Source organism: Nocardia sp. CNS-044 (assembly GCF_059570515.1).
Window position 1 is genome coordinate 935,659 of the sequence record NZ_JCANSX010000007.1, and the last position, 18,608, is coordinate 954,266.

The following is an 18,608-nucleotide window of genomic DNA, read 5'->3' on the forward strand; positions in this document are numbered from 1 at the left end:
CGCGTGCCCGAACTGCCCCCAGTCTCCGACCTTTTGGCCACCGCCGTGCACGCGCTCGGCGGCAAGGAGCGCTCCGGGCAGGTGACGATGGCGACGGCCGTCGACCACGCGATCGATACCAAGGAGCATCTGGCCGTGCAGGCCGGCACCGGCACCGGCAAGTCGCTGGCCTACCTGGTGCCGAGCCTGCGGCACGCGGTGCGCACCGGGCGCACGGTGGTGGTGTCGACCGCGACGATCGCGCTGCAACGCCAGCTGGTCGACCGCGACCTCCCCCGCCTCGCCGAGGCGCTGGCCAAGCCGCTCGGCCGCCCGGCCCGCTTCGCGATTCTGAAGGGCCGCAACAACTATCTGTGCCTGAACAAGATCAACAGCGCCATTCCCGACGAGCCCGCCGAGGCCGAGCTGTTCGACGCGTTCGCCATCTCCCGCCTCGGCCGCGAGGTGCAGCGCCTCAACGACTGGGCCTCGAACACCGAGACCGGCGATCGCGACGAACTCGCGCCGGGTGTGACCGACCGCGCATGGCGCCAGGTCAGCGTGTCCTCGCGCGAGTGCCTGGGCAAATCGCGCTGCCCGTTCGGCCAGGACTGCTACGCCGAGCGCGCCCGCGCCGAGTCCGCACAGTCCGACGTGGTGGTGACCAACCACGCGCTGCTCGCCATCGATGCCATCAGTGGCATCCAGGTGCTGCCCGAACACGATGTCGTCGTCATCGATGAAGCGCACGAGCTCGTAGACAGGGTCACCGGGGTGGCCACCGCCGAGCTGGCGCCGACCGCCATCAGCGCCGCCGCCCGCCGCTGCGCCAAGCTCATCGACGAACGCGAGCTGGATCGGCTCGAAGGGGCGGCCGAGGCCTGGCACGAGGTCCTCGACGCGTTGCCGCCCGCCCGCTGGGACACGATGCCCGAGGGCGTCGCGCAGGTGCTCGCCCTGGTGCGCGATGCCGCGTGGAACGCCCGCACCGAACTCGCGCCGCCCGGCAGCAGCACCGCGCAGGGCGATCCCGAGACGGCGGCCGCCCGCAACCTGGCGGTCGCCGCGATCGACGAGATCCACGACAGCGCCGTCCGCGCGCTCACCGCGTTCGACGAACCCGATCCGGCGTCCCGGCGCGACGTCATCTGGCTGGCGGCCGAGGACGCGCGCGGCGGCGTGCCGCGCAAGACGCTGCGCATGGCGCCGCTGTCGGTGGGCGGACTGCTGCGCTCGCGGCTGTTCGGCACCGCCACCGTCGTGCTCACCTCGGCCACCCTGCAAATCGGCGGGTCCTTCGACGGGCTCGCGGTCACCTGGGGCTTGCCCGCGCAGTCCCCGAACCGCCCCGACACCGGGACGGCCAACGGCGCGCAGGCGCCGTCCGACACCGAGACCGTGCGCTGGAGTTCGCTCGACGTCGGCTCCCCCTTCGACCACGCGAAATCCGGCATCCTCTACGTCGCCAAGCATCTGCCACCGCCGGGCCGCGACGGTCTGCCGCCCGCCTACCTCGACGAGATCGAGCGCCTGATCGACGCGGCGGGCGGACGCACGCTCGGCTTGTTCTCCTCGATGCGCGCCGCCCGCGCCGCCACCGACGCCCTGCGCGACCGCCTGAACACCCCGGTGCTGTGTCAGGGCGAGGACTCGACGGGCGCGCTGGTGCGCAAGTTCGCCGACGATCCGGAGACCTCGCTGTTCGGCACCCTGTCGCTGTGGCAGGGCGTCGACGTGCCCGGCCCGTCGCTGAGCTTGGTGATCCTGGACCGCATTCCGTTCCCCCGGCCCGACGACCCGCTGCTCGCCGCCCGGCAGCGCGCGGTCGAATCCCGCGGCGGCAACGGTTTTCTCACCGTCGCGGCCAATCACGCGGCGCTGTTGCTCGCCCAGGGCACAGGCAGGCTGCTGCGCAGCGTGGACGATCGCGGCGTCGTCGCGATCCTCGACTCCCGGTTGGCCACCGCCCGCTACGGGGGTTATCTGCGGGCCACGCTCCCGCCGTACTGGGAGACCGCGGATCCGGAGGTAGTCGTGAAGGCGTTGAAACGTCTCACGGCGAACGTCTGACCGCGTACGTCCCCGCCGGGAAGACGCTCGACCGGACTCACTGGCGGTCGGTGTCTGCTCGGGCCCTACGTTGCCCAGCCATCGAGGCCGGATCGCGAATCCCGGCCTACCGCACCGTGGGAACCGAGCTGTGACACCACTCACAATCAACTGTCGTTGATTCCGCATGGAAGTAAATTGGGCGGTGGTACTCCGGTGGACCCCAATTCCCGCACCGGACGTATCGGCGATCCCCGCGCCAAGCCCTGCACGCGGCGCGGGGATATCGCCAAGAACCTTTCTCGGCGCAAAATTCGCTGTCGCACCCCTGCGGCGTATGAGACGGTTTCCAGATGAAGCACCCCACCGAAACCGACGCACTCGGTGAATTCCTGATCAGCGCAAGATCTTTGGCCGAGTATCGCGCCATCTTCGAACTCTCCGAAGCCGACCTGCGCGGCCGCCGCATACTCGACTGCCCCGGCGGCGCAGCGAGTTTCGCCGCCGAAGCCGCCGCGCTCGACGCCGACGTCACCGCCACCGACCCCATCTACGCCAGGCCCGCCGCCGAACTGCGCGAGCTCGCCCGCACCGAGACCGAACGCGGAAGCGCCTACGCCGGAGCCCACCACGCCCGCTACCGCTGGGACTTCTACGGCGACCCGAACAACCTCCAGTCCGTCCGCCTGTCCGCCGCCACCCGCTTCGGCGCCGACCTCACGGCCCACCCCGACCGCTACGTCGCCGCCCAGCTCCCGACACTCCCCTTCCAGGACAACAGCTTCGACCTGGCCCTGAGCTCTCACCTCCTGTTCACCTACGCCGACCGCCTCGACGCCGACTTCCACCTCGCCGCCATACTCGAACTCGCCCGCGTCACCCACGGCGAAACCCGCCTCTACCCCCTCGTCGACCACACCGGCCACCCCCAAGACAACCTCGTCACCTATCTCCGAAAGAGTCTCCACGACAAGGGAATCCCTACCACCCTCCGCCCCACCGGCTACGAATTCCACCACGGGGCGACCACCATGCTCGTCCTACACCCGAACCAGAATTGACCCGCGGCCGGATGATTCCGCTCGATGCCGACTCGACCTGTTGGACGCATCTGCGAGATCACCGGTCAGCGAGCGTGACCAGCGACGGAAACGATCCATGGGGCAGCGCCTCGGCCGCTCACCAACTGCGCGCAACGGGGCGATGCGCTTGGATCAAATGCTGCAGCTGCCGTTGAATCTCCTCGGCGGGGCCGGGCGTCAGCGTGAACTCGTCCTTGTCGTGGTTGTGCAACAGGTACCGACCGTCGGCGGGTAGATAGTCCATCCAGTGGAAACCGCGGCCGTCCGTGGTCGGCCTGGAGTCGATGGCGCCGCCGCGGAAGACGTTGATCTCCCCGAGCCCCGAACGCGGCCGCTGCACGATCCGACGGGCCTCCTCGGTGTAGGAGGCCGGACGTTCCCCGTGCGGTGCACGATTCACCTCGGATCGCCGGGCTGTCACCGTACGCAGCTGTCCCGCAGCACATTTCGGCAGCGCTGCGGCGACATGCGCGGCCACGCCCTGCGACGGACAGACCGTCAACGCGATGTCACGGCCGTAGTTCTGGTTCGGCCCGGGCTGTTGTACCGCCACGGTCGCGGTGTCGCCGACGATTCCGGCGTGCACCCGGACCACCTGCTCGAAGTCACGCCCGTAGAAACCGTGCACCTCGACCCGAACCTGCGGCTCCAACAGCACATTCAACGCATCGAACAACTCGCGCCCGGCAAAGCCCGACATCTCCCGCGCCGTCTGCCTGCGCAGCCGCTCGTAGTCCTCCGCACCCTCGATGCTCGGGTCGTCCACGAGGACGCGCAGCGGGTAGGGCAATCGATCCCGGCCGAAAGCCTCCACCGCCAACTCGAACATCAAACCGCTCAAACGCCAACGGTGTTCGGTCATGCCCCAATCACTCCACCCGGTGGCAGCGCCGGCGGCTGCGTCCCGAGCAATTCATCGCCATGGTCATAGATCAGATAGTCCGGCGTCTTGTGCTCATCGTCGTCATCGCCCTTGCCGCGAGCGGCCGGCGCACCCATACCGGGCATGCCCGCCCGACCGGTGCCCGCCGGGCGACTGTTGGCCAACCCTCCCGTCGGCCCCGACTGTCCCGGTAGATTCCCGCCCGGCACCGACCGCCCGGGCGACGGGATCGTCGGCACTCCCGGACCCGGCCCGCCAGGGCCAGGCCCAGAAGGCGTCGGCAGACCCGTATTCGGCAGCTTGGTGTCGGGAACCGTCGCGGCGGGCCTGGTGGAGGCAGGCGTGGTCGATGTCGGATCGGTCGGAGTCGTGCTCTGCGGAGTCGTGCTCTGCGGGTCGTCCGTCGTCGGGTACTCGGGCGTTTCCGTGTCCGTCGGGTCGTCGGTGCCCGGATCACCACCCGGTCCTGGGCCCGGACCGGGGCCAGGACCGCCGGGACCTGGACCGGGTCCAGGAATTACCGGTTCGTCTTTCTTGCCGTCGGTCGTGCTGGAGGGTTCGGGGAGGATGGGCGTGTTCTTGTCCACGTCCTTCGCGCCGGGCATGTAGTACGTCTTCATGACGTATCGCGCCTGGTTCTCCGCTTCCTCGGCGCGATACGAGGGACCCTTCACGATGTTCTGGAAGGGTAAGACATCGATGATCTTGTCGCCGACGGTGAGGTTGTCGGGCTTGCCGACCGAGGATTTTGCCTGCTCGAGATGGCCTTCGATGAGATCCAAACCGTGAGCGACCATTTGGAACGATGCGGCGAGCTGTGTGAAGGTCGTGGCGAACTGGCGGGTGGCCTCGATGGCCTTGGTCCCCGACTTGCCGTTCCACTTTTCCTCGATGGATTTTTCGACCGCGGTCTTGAACTCTTCCACAGCCGTGCGTGAAAATCTGCTCAGGTCCCGCCAGCCGTTGGCCTTGCTGTTTATATCGCCGTGGTTGACGCCCTCGAGCGAGTTGTAGATTTCTTCATGTGACATCGTGTCGAACGGGTCGTCGACCTTGATGACCGTCTCCGCGAACCGTGAGCTGTTGTACTCCGCCAGCAGTCCCGCCCATTCACCACCAACGATCTGCCGGTCCTGGTCCCACCTGGCGTCTTCTTGCTTCTCGCGGTTCTTGTCGTCACGCTCGTTTCTACCTGCGTCCAGAATCGAGTCGCCGACGATACCGGTCACGCCGAAGGCGTACTTCCAGTCTTCGAAAGCAACCATCACTTACCACTCCTGGCCCTGCTGCGAGAGCTGCTGCGCATTGGCCTGGTCGGTCTCGGACAGTGTCTTCGCCGCCAGTTCGTAGGTCTCTTTCATAAGGTTCAGTACCTCGATGCTTTGCTTGAGCCGAGTGGTCGCCGCATCGTCTCCGTCCAGCGCCTTACGAGAAAACTTGCCTTGCAGTGCTTGCGCCGAGGGCAAGGTGCCGAATCCAGTCATATAGGAGAGCGATTGCGCGTGGCTCACGAGCACATCGAGCGCCTTGGCCATCTTCTCAGCGTGGCTCGCCAACTCTCGGCCGATCTCGGTGTCCATACGCAACTCACCGGATTCAGCCTGTTGTTTAAAGGTCTTCCACTGCACCGACTGCTGTTGAATCTGCGCCCCGGTTTGGTCACTCACCTACATAGCCCTCTCTATCGAACACTTCCACCGAAATCACTTCGGCAAAAATGGCTCGATCCCCTTCGCATGACTTACAGCAAGATCACAGGGGGGCGCCTGAGTCATAGACTGTCGCTCGCTGTACCGCCAGCCGACGATCAGATTGAACATGCCTTCCTGGGACGGCATGCTGACATAGCAGCGCAGTTTGTCGGGGTCCCTCTTGTCCCGATAGGTGAGACCTGACCGCGCGCCGATCGTGATTGGCTGGAAGTCGGTGACTGTATCGTTGCCGCGAACTTCCTCTTGCGTATGAAACGACGACGCCACGGTCACCAGATACGGGCCCTCTGTCGAACTCCATTGGCACATACGCCAGGCAGCGGGTCCCGAAGGGGCATCGGTGACAGTACTCTTGGAGGCCGGGTCAACCTTGATGGCCCGTAGCGCGTCCACCGTGAGATCGGTACACGGGTTGTAAGTTACCGTCTTCTCACCGTCGACCATTCCAGCCCCCTCGGTCGCGGGGCTCCCATCGACCACCGACGAGCACCCAACCACACTCCCCGCCAACGCAACCCCGGCGAACAACGCCGCCACTCCCCTGCTCACAGCGCTCGTTCGCATGATTCTCCTGATGCTCGACGCGGAGCACCCAGCCAGCGTTCTACGCGCCGGATCCCCCTCGGTTCCCACTCGGGCACGGCCAGCTTATCCGAAGGCGACCAAGCGCCCAACAGCTCCGACGAGTCGCGCTTCTCCGCACAACGGCCGCTGGTCATGGTGTGCCGGGCTGTTCGCCGAGCGGAGGACGACAGCGCGGGTCTTGTTCGATCGCTGCCCAGAAACGAGGGTGAGCGTCCGGTCGGCCGCGTACCGACGCGGGGTGGATGCGCCAGCGCGGCGTCTGGATCACAAGGCAACGTAGGCGTTTTCGAGCCGCCGGGCAGCGGCTGGCGGAGACGGTGTGCTCGGCCGGTGCCCCGAATCCGCCGAAATTCGATGGAACCGATCGGATCGCCGTCACGTCGAATGAAGTAGTAACCCGCACTCCGAAACCTTCGGAGCGAGATTTGCGCGGGACGACCCCAGACGACATGGTGTGTGCGGCGGGAGATCGCCGTGTAGGACGACAGTCGTCGAGGCTGCGATGAGGGGAGTGTTCATGGTCGGATTCACCGCGGAAGCTATGGAGCGCTACGCGGCGGATATGGAACGCCGAGCCAGACGGTTCGAGGAGTTGCAGGGGCGGATGGCGGCGGTCACCGCTACGGGGTCGAGCCCGAGCGGCCGGGTCACCGTCACGGTCGACAACAATGGCGTTCCCTCCGCGATCACGCTGTCGGCCGCCGCGCGCGGCGCGGATCCGTCGACGCTGGCCGCCGAGATCATGTCCACCATGCGCAGTGCGCAGGCACGTCTGCGCACTGCGGTGTCCGATACCGTGCGTAATTCCGTCGGCGACGACCCGGTCGGCGCCGCGATCATCCAGAATTTCAGGGAGCGCTTCCCCGAGGAGCAAGCAGCCGAACAGGTCACCCCGCCGCCACCTGTCCAGCCGCCGACGCCGCCCGCGCCACCTGTTCCGAATCCGGTGCCGCCACCGGTGCCGCCCGCGTTCGGTCATGCTCCGGGTTGGCCGGGCGAACCGCCTGCGCCGCAACCGCGTTCGCGCAAACCCGACCGCGAGCAAATCGTCACACCGGACGAACCGGACGACGATGACGACTACTTCAACAAGAAATCCTGGCTGGTGTAAACATGGGCGGCGAAGCACTGTCGGTAGATCCCGACGAGGTCCGCAACCACGCGGAGAATCTGAAGTCCGTGATCCAGGACTTGGACCTGGCCTTGGAGGCAGCCTCCTACCTGGGCAACGCCGACGACGGGTACGGGAAGATACCGCGCCCGGTCGTGAGCTGGCTGCTCGACGACAACTTCGAGGGCGCCGTCTCCGCGATTCGAAAAGTCGCCGAGAGCGTCGCGGCGCTGCCGGACAAACTCACAACGGTGGCCACCACGTTCGAAGCCAAAGACGCCAGTTTCGGTAAGGCTTTGAGCGACCTGCGCGAGACCATCGGCGAATCCGGGGGAACGAAGTAGACCATGGCGCACAACGACGCGGAAGCGCCCGACAACGAACTACTGAAAAACGACGACGACGAACTCGCGGTCGACCATCGAAACAACTACTACCAGGAGGATGTCTCCTGGCTGCACGAAGTCGGTTTCGCGAGCAACGACGACGGCGTACCGGGGGTCATCGATGGCACCGTCGCCGGTGACGCCTGGAAAGTCTTCGCCGACCTCGGCAAGGGTGATGTGCTGTCGATGGTCACCGGCGGCATCGCCACGGGCGTCACCATCGCCGACGCCTTCGTAGATCCCTTCGCCTTCGTGGCCGAGCAGATCGTCGATTGGATGCTCACGCACGTCGAGCCGCTCCGGCTGTGGCTCGACGAACTGGCCGGATCCCCCGATATGGTCCAGGCCTACGCGGATTCGTGGACGAAGATCGCCGAGAAGATGGTCGAGACGGCGACGAGCTGGGAGACGGGCCTGGCCAAGGACATCTCCACCTGGACCGGCGATGCTGGCGAAGCGTACAAAGCCACCGCGAACGCGCTGATCGGCAAGATCTCGGCCGCAGGCGGTGTCTCCGCCTCCATGGGCAAGATCATGGAGATCGTGCAGAAGGTCATCGACGCTTTCCGCACGCTGGTCCAGGACGTGCTGGCGAGTCTGGCCGGCGCCCTGATCGGCTGGACGCTCGAGCTGATCGTTACCGCCGGTGCCGCCATCGTGCATGTGGGTCCTGCCGCTGGCGCGCGGATCGCCCGCGACTCGGTGAAGGTTTCCATGCTGATCGTGAAAATGCTCGAGGCACTGAAGGATCTGGGCCCGTACAAGGAAGCCCTCACGGCGGTCATCACCGGGATCGCGGAAGACCAAGCGCAACAACAGCAGCCGCAACCACAACCCGCCTAGCCGGAGTCGAACCGCTGGTCGGTGCATAGGAGGAAGATCGCTGTGCGTAAACAGCAGGATGAGTCGCGGCCGGATCACGCGGCTGACGGTTTACCGGGTGGGACGCGGAACCGGTGGCGAATGTTGCCCACCGCACCGCCGGACCCGCTCGAGGCCTATCGTCCCGAGCCGGGCCCGACGGGCATCCGGGTCGATGCCCAGTACTACCGGTCGTGGCCGCTGGGTTTCGTCTACGGCACGACCGGACCGCGAATCCTGGTGAACGGCAACGAGATACCGGATACCAGCTGGGGTGAGACGCACATCCCCACCCAGCCCGGTCGCTATACGGTCGAGGTCCGCACTCGCCCGCCCGCGGCATGGGTGCGATGGACCATCAACCGGGTGTGGTGGGAGGACATGGGGCAGGCGGTGGCCGAGGTGCCGGTACATCCCGGCGCGCAGACGCCGGTCTATTACCGGTCGCCTGGTCTCCAGTACTACCAGGGTGCGATCGGCGCGGAGCCGAAACGCTATCCCGCACTCAACTGGATGCGTTTCAGCTGGGTGATCGTGGGGTTGTTCGCGGCAATGATCGTCGCGGGTGTCGTGGTGTATCTCGGACGGTGATGCCGGGCGGCCCAGGGCGTCAACCACACCCAGGGTGCCTGGTTGCGGACCGAGCCAGGGTGGCGATGGCTTCAGGGCGTCGCACTCGCCGAGTACGGCGACTGGCATCCTGTGGCTCCGTTGAGGACGGCTGTCACCAGCGACGGGCAACCGGGCGGTGTGTCGACTCGATCAGGGTGGTCAACTGACGCTCGATCTCCTCCGGGCCACCGGGCGTGACGGTGAAATCCTCGCCGCCTTGGTGATAGAGCAGATACCTGCCGTCCGCGGGAAGGTAATCCAGCCAATGGAATCCACGCCCGTCGTTCGTCGGCCTGCTGTCGTACGCCGCACCCCGATAGGCGGTGATCTCTCCGAGACCGGATCGGGGACGCCGCAGAATGCGGTTCAACTCCTCGGTGTGGGACAAGCGGGTGGGGTGCTGGGCGTAATCCGTCCGGCCCAGATCGGAGCGACGCCCCCGGATCGGAGAATGCCGACCTTCCGTGCATCTCGGTAGATGGGCAACGATATGCCGAGCGACTGCTCGTGCGGGACAGTGCCAGAGCAGCACGTCGCGGCCGTACTGCTGAGTCGGCCCCGGCAACTGGACCGCGACAGTCCCCCAACTACCGTCCACACCAGCGTGAATGCGAACGACCTGAGCGAAATCGCGCCCGAAGAAGCCGTGCACCTCGACGCGGACTTGCGGCTCGAGCAGCAGTTGCAATGCGCCGTACAGGCGATGATCCGCGATCCGGCCGAGTCGCTGCCCAGCTTCGGCGCGCGCACGTAGGTAGTCGTCGTGCGCCTCGATGCCCTCGACCGTGTAGCGCAACGGATACGGCAGCCGGTCACGCCCGAACGCCTCCAGCGCCAGCTGGAACATGAAACCATCCAGACGCCAATGGTTTTCACTCATCCGCCGATCACTCCACCCGGCGGAAGCGCGGGCTGCGGGCGCATTCGCGTCCGTCATCAGCCCCCCTCTCAGACGATCCGGATACGTGGACCACAAACGAATATATCGGCTCCGACAACGCCTCGTAGCCAGCCGAAACCGACAACCACCGGCATCATTTCGGCAAGAACGGCTCGAAATATCGCATATGTCGAATCGCCAAATCACAAGGTGGTGATTGAGGCAACGACGCACGTTCGCTGTATCGCCAGTGGATACCCAACTCGAACATTCCCTGCGCAGCAGGAATGCTCACATAGCAACTCAACTTGTCGGGGTCGTTCTTCTCGGTAGATGTCAGCCCAGCGCGCGATCCGATGACCACGTCGTCGAGGATCGAGTTCTGCTCATTCGTCCGACGCTCTGCAACCGTGCGGCGCGTCGAAAAGATACCGACGGCATATGGCCCCTCGGTCGATCGCCAGTTACAGATCTTCCACCACCCCATAGGATCGCCGCTGTCCACATCGACGTGTTTCGTCGCCGGATCCAGCTTGTCCCCCCGCAACACATCATCCGACAGATCCGTACACGGATTGAACAGCGGAATCGACTCGTTGTGCGAGACCGGACTACTCCCCTCCTCCGTCGCGTTCCCGCCAACGGTCGACGTGCAACCCGCCAGCACAGAACTCACGGCAGCCACACCAACCGCCAGACGCACCGCGAACCTCTTCGACATCCCCATGGCTCGCGTACCCCTCCTGACATAGCGCGCCGACAAGCCCTCACAGGATAGGACGCAACAGAACCCCCTCCGTTCCCACTCGGGCACCGTCAGCTTATCCGAAGGGACCGAGCGCCCGACAACTCGAGACAGTGGCGCTCCTTCCACCACTGCCGCTGATCACGGTGTGTCGGGCTCTTCACCGAGCGGAGGACGATAGCGCGGATCTTGTTCGATCGCCGCACGGAAGCGAGGGTGAGCTTGAACGAAGGCGAATCTCTCGTCATAGATGGGTCGGTAGGTCACCCGCTGGACAGTCTTGTTGAACAGGTGAACGACCAAAACCAGACCCAGAAGCGAACCTGGGAACAGTGCGAGTACCAGCGGAGCGAGCAGGGGATCGATGTTCGCCACGCTGACTATCACCACAGCGACGAGATTGACGGCCATCAGAAACAGCAGCGAACGGGCGAGCCAGCGGTACCGCCCGGCAGTGCGGACGCATCGGTCACAGACGGGCCAGTCGCCGACGAGAATCGTCGAGACAGGCGCGATTTGGCTGCTTCCCGTCCGCAAGGCCTTGCCGATACCTCGTTCAGCGGCTGTGCGATGAAACCGGGGATGCAGGTCGGTGTCGTAGAAGCAGGCTCGCACGTGGCTTCGCGAGACCGCGGGACGGCCGTGTTCGGGACACACGTCGGGCAGTGGTTGCGCAATTTCCAATTCGAGTGGTTCGACGCGTAGCGGAGGGTCTTTCTTCATCCAGAGGGAACGGGTATTCGGCAAGAGTTCCCGGCACCGGCGCAGCTTGATCGTCACATCGTTCTCGTGCGTCCACGGCCGCTGATACACCATCGGAGTCGGCGGCAGTGGGTCCGGTTGGAAGTCACCACTATTGGGCCGGTACTGGTCACCGATCAACCGGTCAGCGGCCAGTCTCAGCCGCCTCACTGGAGCCAGCCGCGTTGGTTGCGGTCCTGGAAGTACAGATCGTCGTCATCCAAATCGTCGGGTGTGACGATCCGATCGCGATTGGGCTTCCGAGTTCCTGGAATCACATGGCTCCCGGGGCGGTCGCCACTATTCGCGGCGTCGGGAGACGATGTGGGCGGAGTTGCCCGAGGAGCGCTGGCCGGCGATTGCTCAGGCGACGAACTCGGGGACGGTTCCGCTGGTAGTGGAGTCTCGGGATCTTGATTCCGGTAACTATCGAGGATCGCGTTTCCCAGCTCGCCCTTTCGCTGGATTTCCTCGGGCGGTGTCGCCGCAAAATCGGCGAGCGCGTCGGGAATGATCGCGTCACCGAGTCGCGCAAATGCTTCACTGTGCGTGAGATCGCGGAGCGTGCCCTTTCCTTGCAATATGCCCCGGATTTGGGCCTTCAAATCTGTATCGACGCCTGCGCTCCCGGCAATTATGTTCATTGCCTTCGCGAGGTGGCGCGACATGCCGATGTCACCGCCGGCGAGGTCCAACATCGGTTCCTCGCGATTCATCAGATCACTCCGGGATGATCGTAGGTCCCACCGAGGCTTGGAATTCGGAATTCCATCGCAGCTCCGATACCCGCCGTGATCGTGCCGAGTGCTGCTTGGGCGACAGCCAGCGCGGCTCCCAACTGCTTTATCAATTTCACAGTATTGAACTTCATTGCGATGACGATCGTGACACAGACAACCTCCAGTCCGGCCGCAATCGCAGCTCCGTAGCCAGTCACCCTGGCACACGCCGCCGCTATCTTTGTCAGAACCCATTGAACGATCAGGTCGCCGAGTTCCAACAGTATCGCTTGGACCGTCTGCGCGATGCCGAACGATGCCCACGCGAAGGCGGCGGTTGCGTTCGCGATCTCCACCAGAGGCTGGACCTGCCCATCGAGGGCCGTCGTCAGTTTGGAGAAATAGTCGTTCGCGCTGGTGGCTGCATTGCCCTGCCACGACGACTCCACGTTTTTCAACGATGCCTCGATCGCATCGGCGTACGCGGTGTTGTATGCGGCCAGATTCTCGACTGCCTTGGCTGACTCGAGAAGCTTCTCCCAATCGCCTCCGAAATACTCCTGCACCTCCTTGATCGGGTTCAACCCAGTCAACGAGACGATGAGATTCAAATAATAGGTGACGCTGTACGCATTCCCGAGGACGAAGTCGACCAGAGTTCCTCCGGTCGACAACCAAGCCTCCACTTCCGGTGTAACGAGCTTCTGGGTCGGATCGGATACGACAGTGCTTTCGGTCATTTCTCAGCCTTGGTCGGGTAGGTCTTGTCGAGAGCTTCGGCTCGCGCTTTGTCGATGGTTCGGTACATGTTCGCGGCCTTCTCCAACTCCGCTGCGGCTTCGCTCGTCTTGGTGCCCAGGCGTGTGTAATTCACCGCGAGTTCGTCACAGGCTTCCTGAAGGCCGTCCATGAGAGGCTTGAGGAGCAGGCCGGCATTGCTGTCCAGATCGAGCCACTTCTTGGCGTACTCGACGGCCTTCGCGCTTCCGGCAGCGATTTCCGCCAACTGGTCTGCGGTCTTGTCGATGTCATCCGGGGTGACCTTGAATTCGTAGGTCATTCTCTAGCTTTCTCTCGAATATGGAGCGCTGACGTTGTAGCTGCCGAGTACGGCGATCGGCGCCTCGTGGGTCGTCCTCACGAGAGCGGCGCTTCGCGCCACCATTTCCGCACACCGTCCAGGTCGAGGTGGAGGGAGCCTTCCATGCTGTGGGTGTACATGAGGACGGTTTCGCGGTCGGCGTCACCGGTGAAGACGGTGACGATGCGGGTGTAGGTGAAGCCCGCTTCTTGGCGGTCGAGGGTGTAGTTGGTGTACGTCTTCGATCCGTGTGCGTCCTCGGAGCGTTTGTTGCTGGGGAGTGCGGCAACGACCGCTCGGGCGTCAGCGGCGGACCGGTAACGATAGAACTCGTAGTAGGGCGGGTTGAGGCTGTTCGGACCGACACCGTCGCCGCTGTAGCAGAACCAAGCTTCGGTCCAACTACCGAAGTCCGGGCGCTGCTGCATGTTCGAACTCTCGGTACTCCGGGTGGTGCGTTTGTCGCACTTAGCATTTCGGAAGCCCGGATCCAATCGATCGGCGGGCACCATGCCGGGGAACTCTTGGTGGATGAGGTCGACGTCGGCGGGGCCCTTGGAGCTGTTGAGCGCCATCGCGGTGGCGACACCGCCGACGGCGAGCACCGCGACGGCGCACAAGACGGCGAGAAGGACGAGTGGCGAACGCCGTTGTGGCGAAGCGCCCATGGGCATCATGCCGCCCGGCCCCATTCGTGCCGGAGTGACGTGTCCGTGTCCCATCGGTGCTCGGCTCGGCGCGGGAACAGGCCCGTGCGGCATCGGCGCGGGCGCAACCGGTGCGTGCGACATCGGCGCCCCGCCAGCCGCGAAGTACGGCTGGGGCGGTGTCACCGTCGCGCCACCGATCGGAACCCCTACCGCCACTCCCGCCAGCGCCCGCGCCGCCGCCTCGGCGAATTCCCCGCAGCTACCGAACCTTTGCTCGGCCCGCTTCGACAACGCCTTCGCGAGCACACCGTCCAACGCGACCGGCAGGCCGTGACGAAGACTGCTCAGCGGAGGCGGCGGCTGCTGCAAATGCCCTTGGATGACGACCGCGGGATTGGTGGAATCGAACGGAACCACGCCCGCCAGTAGCCAATACAGCGTGCAAGCCAGCGAGTACTGGTCGGTGCGGCCGTCGAGTGGCGCGCCGGTCAGCTGTTCCGGGGAGGCGTAGGTCAGGGTGGCGGTGAAGGTGCCGGTCTGAGTGAGGTGTCCCGCGTCGTCGCGCAGGCGCGCGATGCCGAAATCGGTGAGGAAGACGCGTTCTCGGTCGACGCCAGCGCGAGCGAGCAGGATGTTGGCGGGTTTGACGTCGCGGTGCAGGATGCCCATGCCGTGCGCGTAGTCCAGCGCCTCGGCGGTCTCGGCGACGATCCGGATGGCGTGGTCGGGCGCGAGCGAGTTCGGGTCGGCTTCGGCGGCGTCGGAACCGTCGACGTACCGCATCGAGATCCACAGCTGCGAGTCCTCGATCCCGCGGTCGTAGACGGTGACGATGTTCGGGTGGTCCAGTTGTGCGACGAGGTCGGCCTCGCGTTCGAAGCGGGCGCGAATCTCGTTGTCGGCGAACATCTCCCGGTTCAGCAGCTTCAGCGCGGTACGTCGGGGCAGACGCGGATGCCTGGCCAGATACACCGAGCCCATGCCGCCGCGACCGAGCTGTCGCTCGATGACGTAGCCCGCGAAGACCTCCCCCTCGTGCAGCACGCCGCCCCCTCCTTCGTCCATCCACCGGCAAGCGTGCCGATGCTACCCCGAGCGAGCGATCCGGAACCCGACGTCATCGATCCGAAACGTCGGATGGCTTCGCCGCCGCACCGACGCACGGCAGCTCCAGTGCTGGTCGGACCATCCGCCCCCGCGCAGCACCCGATATTCCCCGTACACCTCGGCGTCGTACACGTCCCAGCACCAATCCCAGGTGTTGCCGAGCATGTCGTACAAACCCCAGGCATTGGGCACTTTCCCGCCGACCTCGTGCGCGCGCCCGCCAGAATTCCCGCGATACCAAGCGATCTCGTCGAGCTCACCGTAACGCGGACCGGAAGTCCCCGCGCGGCAGGCATATTCCCATTCCGCCTCGGTCGGCAAGCGATAACCGTCCGCCGACACATCCCATTCCACAGCCGACCCGTCCACCCGATAGGCGGGCGCGAGCCCCGCACGTTCCGACAGCGCGTTGCAGAAGCCGATCGCGTCGAACCACGAAACGCCTTCCACCGGAGACCGATCCCCTTCGACCGAACTCGGCCGCAGCCCGGTGACCGACAGATACTGCTCCTGCGTCACCGCGACCGCGCCGATCCGATAGGGCGCGAGATCCACCGCCCAACTGCGCTCGGTGCGCCGATCCGACAGCCTCACCCGTCCCGCCGCGACGGCGACCAGCTCGATTTCCGCACTCATGATCCAGCGATCGTAATGTCCGCAGCTTGGAGCGGGCCCACGCGATTCGGCCGTCAGCCTCGCGCACGGCCGATTCGATGTTGCAAGCCGAGCCGGGCGGATGCGCACGGCACCCGCCCGGCACCGGGAACTCAGCCCCGCACCGCCACCGCGTCGACCTCGAAAAGCATGCCCGGCAACGCCAACGCCGCGACACCGAGCAAGGTCTGCGTCGGCGGCCGCTCACCCCAGATCTCGGCGATCTTCTTGCCGAGGACCGTGAGCTTGTCGAGATCGTGCTCGACGATGAACGTGCGCAGCTGCGCCACGTCGGCGTAGTCCAGCCCCGCCGAGCGCAGGGCGATGCCGAGGTTGGCGAAGGCCCGGTCCACCTGTCCCGCGAAGTCCTCGGTGGTGGTGTGTCCTTCGGCGTCCGAGTCGTACTGCCCGGCGATGAGCACCAGCTCCCCGGACACCCGCGCGACGTGGCTGTAGCCGAACCCGGTCGGGTCGTGCAGTTCGGCGGGGTTGCTGATCTCGATGGTCATCCGACTGTCTCCTTCAATCTCTGATCGGGCCGCACCCAGACGACGACGCGGCACCGCCGGGTGTGACAAACGAAAGCGGCGCGGCGATCCGATCGCCGCGCCGCCCACGTCAGGCCTTGCTCAGAGCACCCACTTGAGGATCAGCGTGAAGATGCCGGTGGCCACGGCGAGCACCACCGCGCCCGCGCCCCACACGAAACCGTTGCGCTCCCAAGGCCGTCCGGCGTCCACCGAGAACTTGCCGGAGCCGGTGAAGGCCAGTGTGGCGGCCACGGCGCCGAAGAGCAGCGGCATCTCCCAGCCGCCCTGGCCGAACAGGCCGGGACCCCAGGTGGCGTTGATCGCGTTGAGCATGGTGCCGAGCACGATGGCCGCCGCCAGCGGGGTGAGCACACCGGCAACCAGCATCAGACCGCCGACGACCTCGGTCAGACCGGCCAGGGTGCCGAACAATTTGCCCGGGTTGTAGCCCATCTGCTCGAAACTCGCCTGGGTGGCCTCGAGCCCGTAGCCGGAGAACCAGCCGAACAGTTTCTGCGCGCCGTGCGCGGCGAGCAGCGCGCCGAAGACGACCCGCAGGATCAGCAGGCCGATGTCGCTCGAGACGCCGTCGAGCGAGCTGGTGGTCTTGATATCGGGCAGTGCCGTGGACTTCGTGGTCATGCTGGTTCCTCATCCCTGCAACGTGGTCGTGGACACGATCGTCAGTTTCGGCAACTAATCGGACCGTGGTCCGATTGTCACGCAGTTTGTGCCAACTCCGCGTTGCGGGGATCTATTCCGGCTACTCGGCCAGGAAGAAGAAGTATCCGGCGAAGATGACCAACAGCGCCCACATGGCGGGATGGATCTCCTTGATCCGGCCGCGCGCGACCATCACCACGGGGTAGAAGATCATGCCCATGGCCAGCCCGTTCGCGATCGAATAGGTCAGCGGCATCATGATGACGGTGATGAACGCGGGCACCGAGTACTCGAGCCGGTTCCAATCGATCTCGCCGAGCGAACGCGCCATCAGAACGCCGACAACGATCAGCGCGGGCGCGGTCACCTCGGGAGACCCCGCGACCACCGCGAAGATCGGATAGCAGAACATCGCGAGCAGGAACCAGCCCGCGGTCGTCACCGCGGTCAACCCGGTCCGGCCGCCCGCCGAGACGCCCGCCGTGGATTCGACGTAGGCGGTGGTGGTCGAGGTGCCGATGACGGCGCCCGCCGCGGTGCCGACCGAGTCGGCGGCGAACGCGCTCGCGGCGCGCGGCAGCTTGCCGTCCATGTCCAGCAGCCTGGCCTGGTTGGCCACGCCGATGAGTGTGCCGGAGGCGTCGAAGAAGTCGACGAACAACATGGTCAGCACGACGACGGCCATCTGCGCGGTGAACGCGTCGGGCAGGTGGATGATCGCTTGCCCGAAGGTCTCGTCGAGTCCGCGCGGCAGTGCTGCGATGCCTTCCGGCAGCTCCACCAGCCCGGTGACGATGCCGAGCAGCGCGGTGAGCACGATGCCGTAGAGCACCGCGCCGTGCCAGCCCTTGACCAGGAACACCACGGTCACCAGCAGGCCGAACAGCGCCAGCAGCGTGGTGCCCGCGGTGAAATCGCCCAGTTTGACGAAGGTCGCCTCGCTCGCGGTGACGATGCCCGCGTTCTTCAGCCCGAGAAACGCGACGAACATGCCGATGCCCGCGCCCACCGCCAGCTTCAGTTGCAGCGGAATGGCATTGAGGATCTTCTCGCGGACCTTGGTGACGGCCAGCACGAAGAAGATGACGCCGGACAGGAAGGTCCCCGACAGCGCGACCTGCCACGGAATGCCCATGCCCAGCACCACCGAGAACGCGAAGAACGCGTTGAGCCCCATGCCGGGCGCAAGCGCGATCGGGTACCGCGCCCACAGTCCCATCACCAGGGTGCCGAACAGCGCGGCCACGGCGGTGGCGGTGAACACCGCCTGCATCGGAATACCCTTGTCGCCCAACGGGCCTTCGTCACCGAGGATCGCCGGATTGACCGCGAGGATGTAGGACATGGCCAGGAACGTCACCGTGCCCGCCATCAGTTCGCGGCGCATCGTCGAGCCGTTCTGGCCGACGCCGAAGTACGTGTCGATGCGACCCCGGGTTCGGGTCAGCAGGTCGGTTGCCATGGGTTCTCCAGTCCTGGCGGTCGAACAAGGGGATGCCCGGACACGTCAGGCGTACCTCCGCATTAGCTGCGGCCGTGCGTGGGCTGTCGACGGATTGCGTCCAGCAGCGCACCTTA

The 18,608-nt window shown here is 65.5% G+C and carries 21 protein-coding genes; 6 read left to right on the forward strand and 15 right to left on the reverse strand.

Annotated elements, in window-relative coordinates; translation table 11 throughout:
• The first annotated feature begins 3 nt into the window (after positions 1-3).
• Together T333_RS19030 and T333_RS19035 are read left to right on the forward strand one after the other, a co-directional pair.
• Positions 4-2,049 (forward strand): ATP-dependent DNA helicase, encoded by a 2,046-nt coding sequence (locus T333_RS19030; protein WP_355001104.1) that lies wholly within the window; start codon positions 4-6, stop codon positions 2,047-2,049.
• Positions 2,050-2,381: 332 nt separating this feature from the next.
• Entirely contained in the window at positions 2,382-3,089 is a 708-nt protein-coding gene (locus tag T333_RS19035) for a methyltransferase domain-containing protein (RefSeq protein WP_496425276.1), read from the forward strand.
• A 118-nt stretch (positions 3,090-3,207) separates the two neighbouring features.
• Here the strand turns inward: T333_RS19035 and T333_RS19040 are convergent, their stop codons facing one another.
• From T333_RS19040 to T333_RS19055, 4 genes are read right to left on the reverse strand one after another with little or no spacing between them, the layout of a single operon-like run.
• Positions 3,208-3,972: an ESX secretion-associated protein EspG gene (locus tag T333_RS19040; protein ID WP_496425277.1), complete on the reverse strand. Its 765-nt coding sequence runs from the start codon at positions 3,970-3,972 to the stop codon at positions 3,208-3,210.
• Positions 3,969-5,258, reverse strand: a complete 1,290-nt coding sequence (locus T333_RS19045) for a PPE domain-containing protein (RefSeq protein ID WP_496425329.1) — start codon at positions 5,256-5,258, stop codon at positions 3,969-3,971. The genes T333_RS19040 and T333_RS19045 overlap by 4 nt, the downstream gene beginning before the upstream one ends.
• 3 nt (positions 5,259-5,261) lie before the next feature.
• Positions 5,262-5,660, reverse strand: coding sequence for a hypothetical protein (locus tag T333_RS19050; protein ID WP_496425278.1), 399 nt, complete (start codon positions 5,658-5,660; stop codon positions 5,262-5,264).
• Between the two features lie 36 nt (positions 5,661-5,696).
• Positions 5,697-6,269 (reverse strand): DUF3558 domain-containing protein, encoded by a 573-nt coding sequence (locus T333_RS19055; protein ID WP_496425279.1) that lies wholly within the window; start codon positions 6,267-6,269, stop codon positions 5,697-5,699.
• 538 nt (positions 6,270-6,807) lie between these two features.
• Between T333_RS19055 and T333_RS19060 the strand changes: the two genes are divergently transcribed.
• From T333_RS19060 to T333_RS19075, 4 genes are all read left to right on the forward strand, one after another.
• Positions 6,808-7,401 carry a YbaB/EbfC family nucleoid-associated protein gene (locus T333_RS19060; protein WP_496425280.1) on the forward strand — a complete coding sequence of 198 codons (594 nt, stop codon included), beginning with the start codon at positions 6,808-6,810 and terminating at the stop codon, positions 7,399-7,401.
• A 2-nt stretch (positions 7,402-7,403) separates the two neighbouring features.
• A complete protein-coding gene (locus T333_RS19065; protein WP_355001111.1) occupies positions 7,404-7,745 on the forward strand; it encodes a type VII secretion target in 342 nt (113 codons plus the stop codon).
• Between the two features lie 3 nt (positions 7,746-7,748).
• Complete coding sequence (locus tag T333_RS19070) at positions 7,749-8,630, forward strand: hypothetical protein (RefSeq protein ID WP_496425281.1); 882 nt, start codon at positions 7,749-7,751, stop codon at positions 8,628-8,630.
• Positions 8,631-8,750: 120 nt separating this feature from the next.
• A complete protein-coding gene (locus T333_RS19075) occupies positions 8,751-9,239 on the forward strand; it encodes a hypothetical protein (RefSeq protein ID WP_496425282.1) in 489 nt (162 codons plus the stop codon).
• A gap of 133 nt (positions 9,240-9,372) precedes the next feature.
• Here T333_RS19075 and T333_RS19080 read toward each other — a convergent pair whose 3' ends face one another.
• The 11 genes from T333_RS19080 to T333_RS19130 all read right to left on the reverse strand — a co-directional run bounded on the left by T333_RS19080 (position 9,373) and on the right by T333_RS19130 (position 18,492).
• Positions 9,373-10,140, reverse strand: a complete 768-nt coding sequence (locus T333_RS19080; RefSeq protein ID WP_496425283.1) for an ESX secretion-associated protein EspG — start codon at positions 10,138-10,140, stop codon at positions 9,373-9,375.
• Positions 10,141-10,294: 154 nt separating this feature from the next.
• Entirely contained in the window at positions 10,295-10,816 is a 522-nt protein-coding gene (locus T333_RS19085) for a DUF3558 domain-containing protein (RefSeq protein WP_496425284.1), read from the reverse strand.
• Positions 10,817-11,026: 210 nt separating this feature from the next.
• Positions 11,027-11,665: a hypothetical protein gene (locus T333_RS19090; protein WP_496425285.1), complete on the reverse strand. Its 639-nt coding sequence runs from the start codon at positions 11,663-11,665 to the stop codon at positions 11,027-11,029.
• A gap of 128 nt (positions 11,666-11,793) precedes the next feature.
• Positions 11,794-12,342 carry a hypothetical protein gene (locus tag T333_RS19095; RefSeq protein ID WP_496425286.1) on the reverse strand — a complete coding sequence of 183 codons (549 nt, stop codon included), beginning with the start codon at positions 12,340-12,342 and terminating at the stop codon, positions 11,794-11,796.
• A complete protein-coding gene (locus T333_RS19100; protein WP_496425287.1) occupies positions 12,342-13,085 on the reverse strand; it encodes a hypothetical protein in 744 nt (247 codons plus the stop codon). Before T333_RS19100 ends, T333_RS19095 begins: the two co-directional genes overlap by 1 nt.
• Positions 13,082-13,405 (reverse strand): type VII secretion target, encoded by a 324-nt coding sequence (locus T333_RS19105; RefSeq protein WP_496425288.1) that lies wholly within the window; start codon positions 13,403-13,405, stop codon positions 13,082-13,084. The genes T333_RS19100 and T333_RS19105 overlap by 4 nt, the downstream gene beginning before the upstream one ends.
• A gap of 77 nt (positions 13,406-13,482) precedes the next feature.
• Positions 13,483-15,141: a serine/threonine-protein kinase gene (locus T333_RS19110; protein WP_496425289.1), complete on the reverse strand. Its 1,659-nt coding sequence runs from the start codon at positions 15,139-15,141 to the stop codon at positions 13,483-13,485.
• Positions 15,142-15,162: 21 nt separating this feature from the next.
• On the reverse strand, positions 15,163-15,801 hold the full coding sequence (locus T333_RS19115) for a formylglycine-generating enzyme family protein (RefSeq protein ID WP_496425330.1): 639 nt from the start codon (positions 15,799-15,801) through the stop codon (positions 15,163-15,165).
• 149 nt (positions 15,802-15,950) lie between these two features.
• A complete protein-coding gene (locus tag T333_RS19120) occupies positions 15,951-16,346 on the reverse strand; it encodes a RidA family protein (protein ID WP_355001120.1) in 396 nt (131 codons plus the stop codon).
• A gap of 120 nt (positions 16,347-16,466) precedes the next feature.
• Positions 16,467-17,009: a DoxX family protein gene (locus tag T333_RS19125; protein WP_355001121.1), complete on the reverse strand. Its 543-nt coding sequence runs from the start codon at positions 17,007-17,009 to the stop codon at positions 16,467-16,469.
• A 121-nt stretch (positions 17,010-17,130) separates the two neighbouring features.
• Complete coding sequence (locus tag T333_RS19130) at positions 17,131-18,492, reverse strand: NCS2 family permease (RefSeq protein WP_355001122.1); 1,362 nt, start codon at positions 18,490-18,492, stop codon at positions 17,131-17,133.
• Positions 18,493-18,608: the final 116 nt, after the last annotated feature.

Coding starts and splice junctions, on each gene's coding strand:
- T333_RS19035 (WP_496425276.1), top strand. CDS start 2,382: ATGAAGCACCCCACCGAAACCGACGCACTCGGTGAATTCCTGATCAGC.
- T333_RS19040 (WP_496425277.1), bottom strand. CDS start 3,972: ATGACCGAACACCGTTGGCGTTTGAGCGGTTTGATGTTCGAGTTGGCG.
- T333_RS19045 (WP_496425329.1), bottom strand. CDS start 5,258: ATGGTTGCTTTCGAAGACTGGAAGTACGCCTTCGGCGTGACCGGTATC.
- T333_RS19055 (WP_496425279.1), bottom strand. CDS start 6,269: ATGCGAACGAGCGCTGTGAGCAGGGGAGTGGCGGCGTTGTTCGCCGGG.
- T333_RS19060 (WP_496425280.1), top strand. CDS start 6,808: ATGGTCGGATTCACCGCGGAAGCTATGGAGCGCTACGCGGCGGATATG.
- T333_RS19065 (WP_355001111.1), top strand. CDS start 7,404: ATGGGCGGCGAAGCACTGTCGGTAGATCCCGACGAGGTCCGCAACCAC.
- T333_RS19070 (WP_496425281.1), top strand. CDS start 7,749: ATGGCGCACAACGACGCGGAAGCGCCCGACAACGAACTACTGAAAAAC.
- T333_RS19075 (WP_496425282.1), top strand. CDS start 8,751: ATGTTGCCCACCGCACCGCCGGACCCGCTCGAGGCCTATCGTCCCGAG.
- T333_RS19080 (WP_496425283.1), bottom strand. CDS start 10,140: ATGAGTGAAAACCATTGGCGTCTGGATGGTTTCATGTTCCAGCTGGCG.
- T333_RS19095 (WP_496425286.1), bottom strand. CDS start 12,342: ATGAATCGCGAGGAACCGATGTTGGACCTCGCCGGCGGTGACATCGGC.
- T333_RS19100 (WP_496425287.1), bottom strand. CDS start 13,085: ATGACCGAAAGCACTGTCGTATCCGATCCGACCCAGAAGCTCGTTACA.
- T333_RS19105 (WP_496425288.1), bottom strand. CDS start 13,405: ATGACCTACGAATTCAAGGTCACCCCGGATGACATCGACAAGACCGCA.
- T333_RS19110 (WP_496425289.1), bottom strand. CDS start 15,141: ATGGACGAAGGAGGGGGCGGCGTGCTGCACGAGGGGGAGGTCTTCGCG.
- T333_RS19120 (WP_355001120.1), bottom strand. CDS start 16,346: ATGACCATCGAGATCAGCAACCCCGCCGAACTGCACGACCCGACCGGG.
- T333_RS19125 (WP_355001121.1), bottom strand. CDS start 17,009: ATGACCACGAAGTCCACGGCACTGCCCGATATCAAGACCACCAGCTCG.
- T333_RS19130 (WP_355001122.1), bottom strand. CDS start 18,492: ATGGCAACCGACCTGCTGACCCGAACCCGGGGTCGCATCGACACGTAC.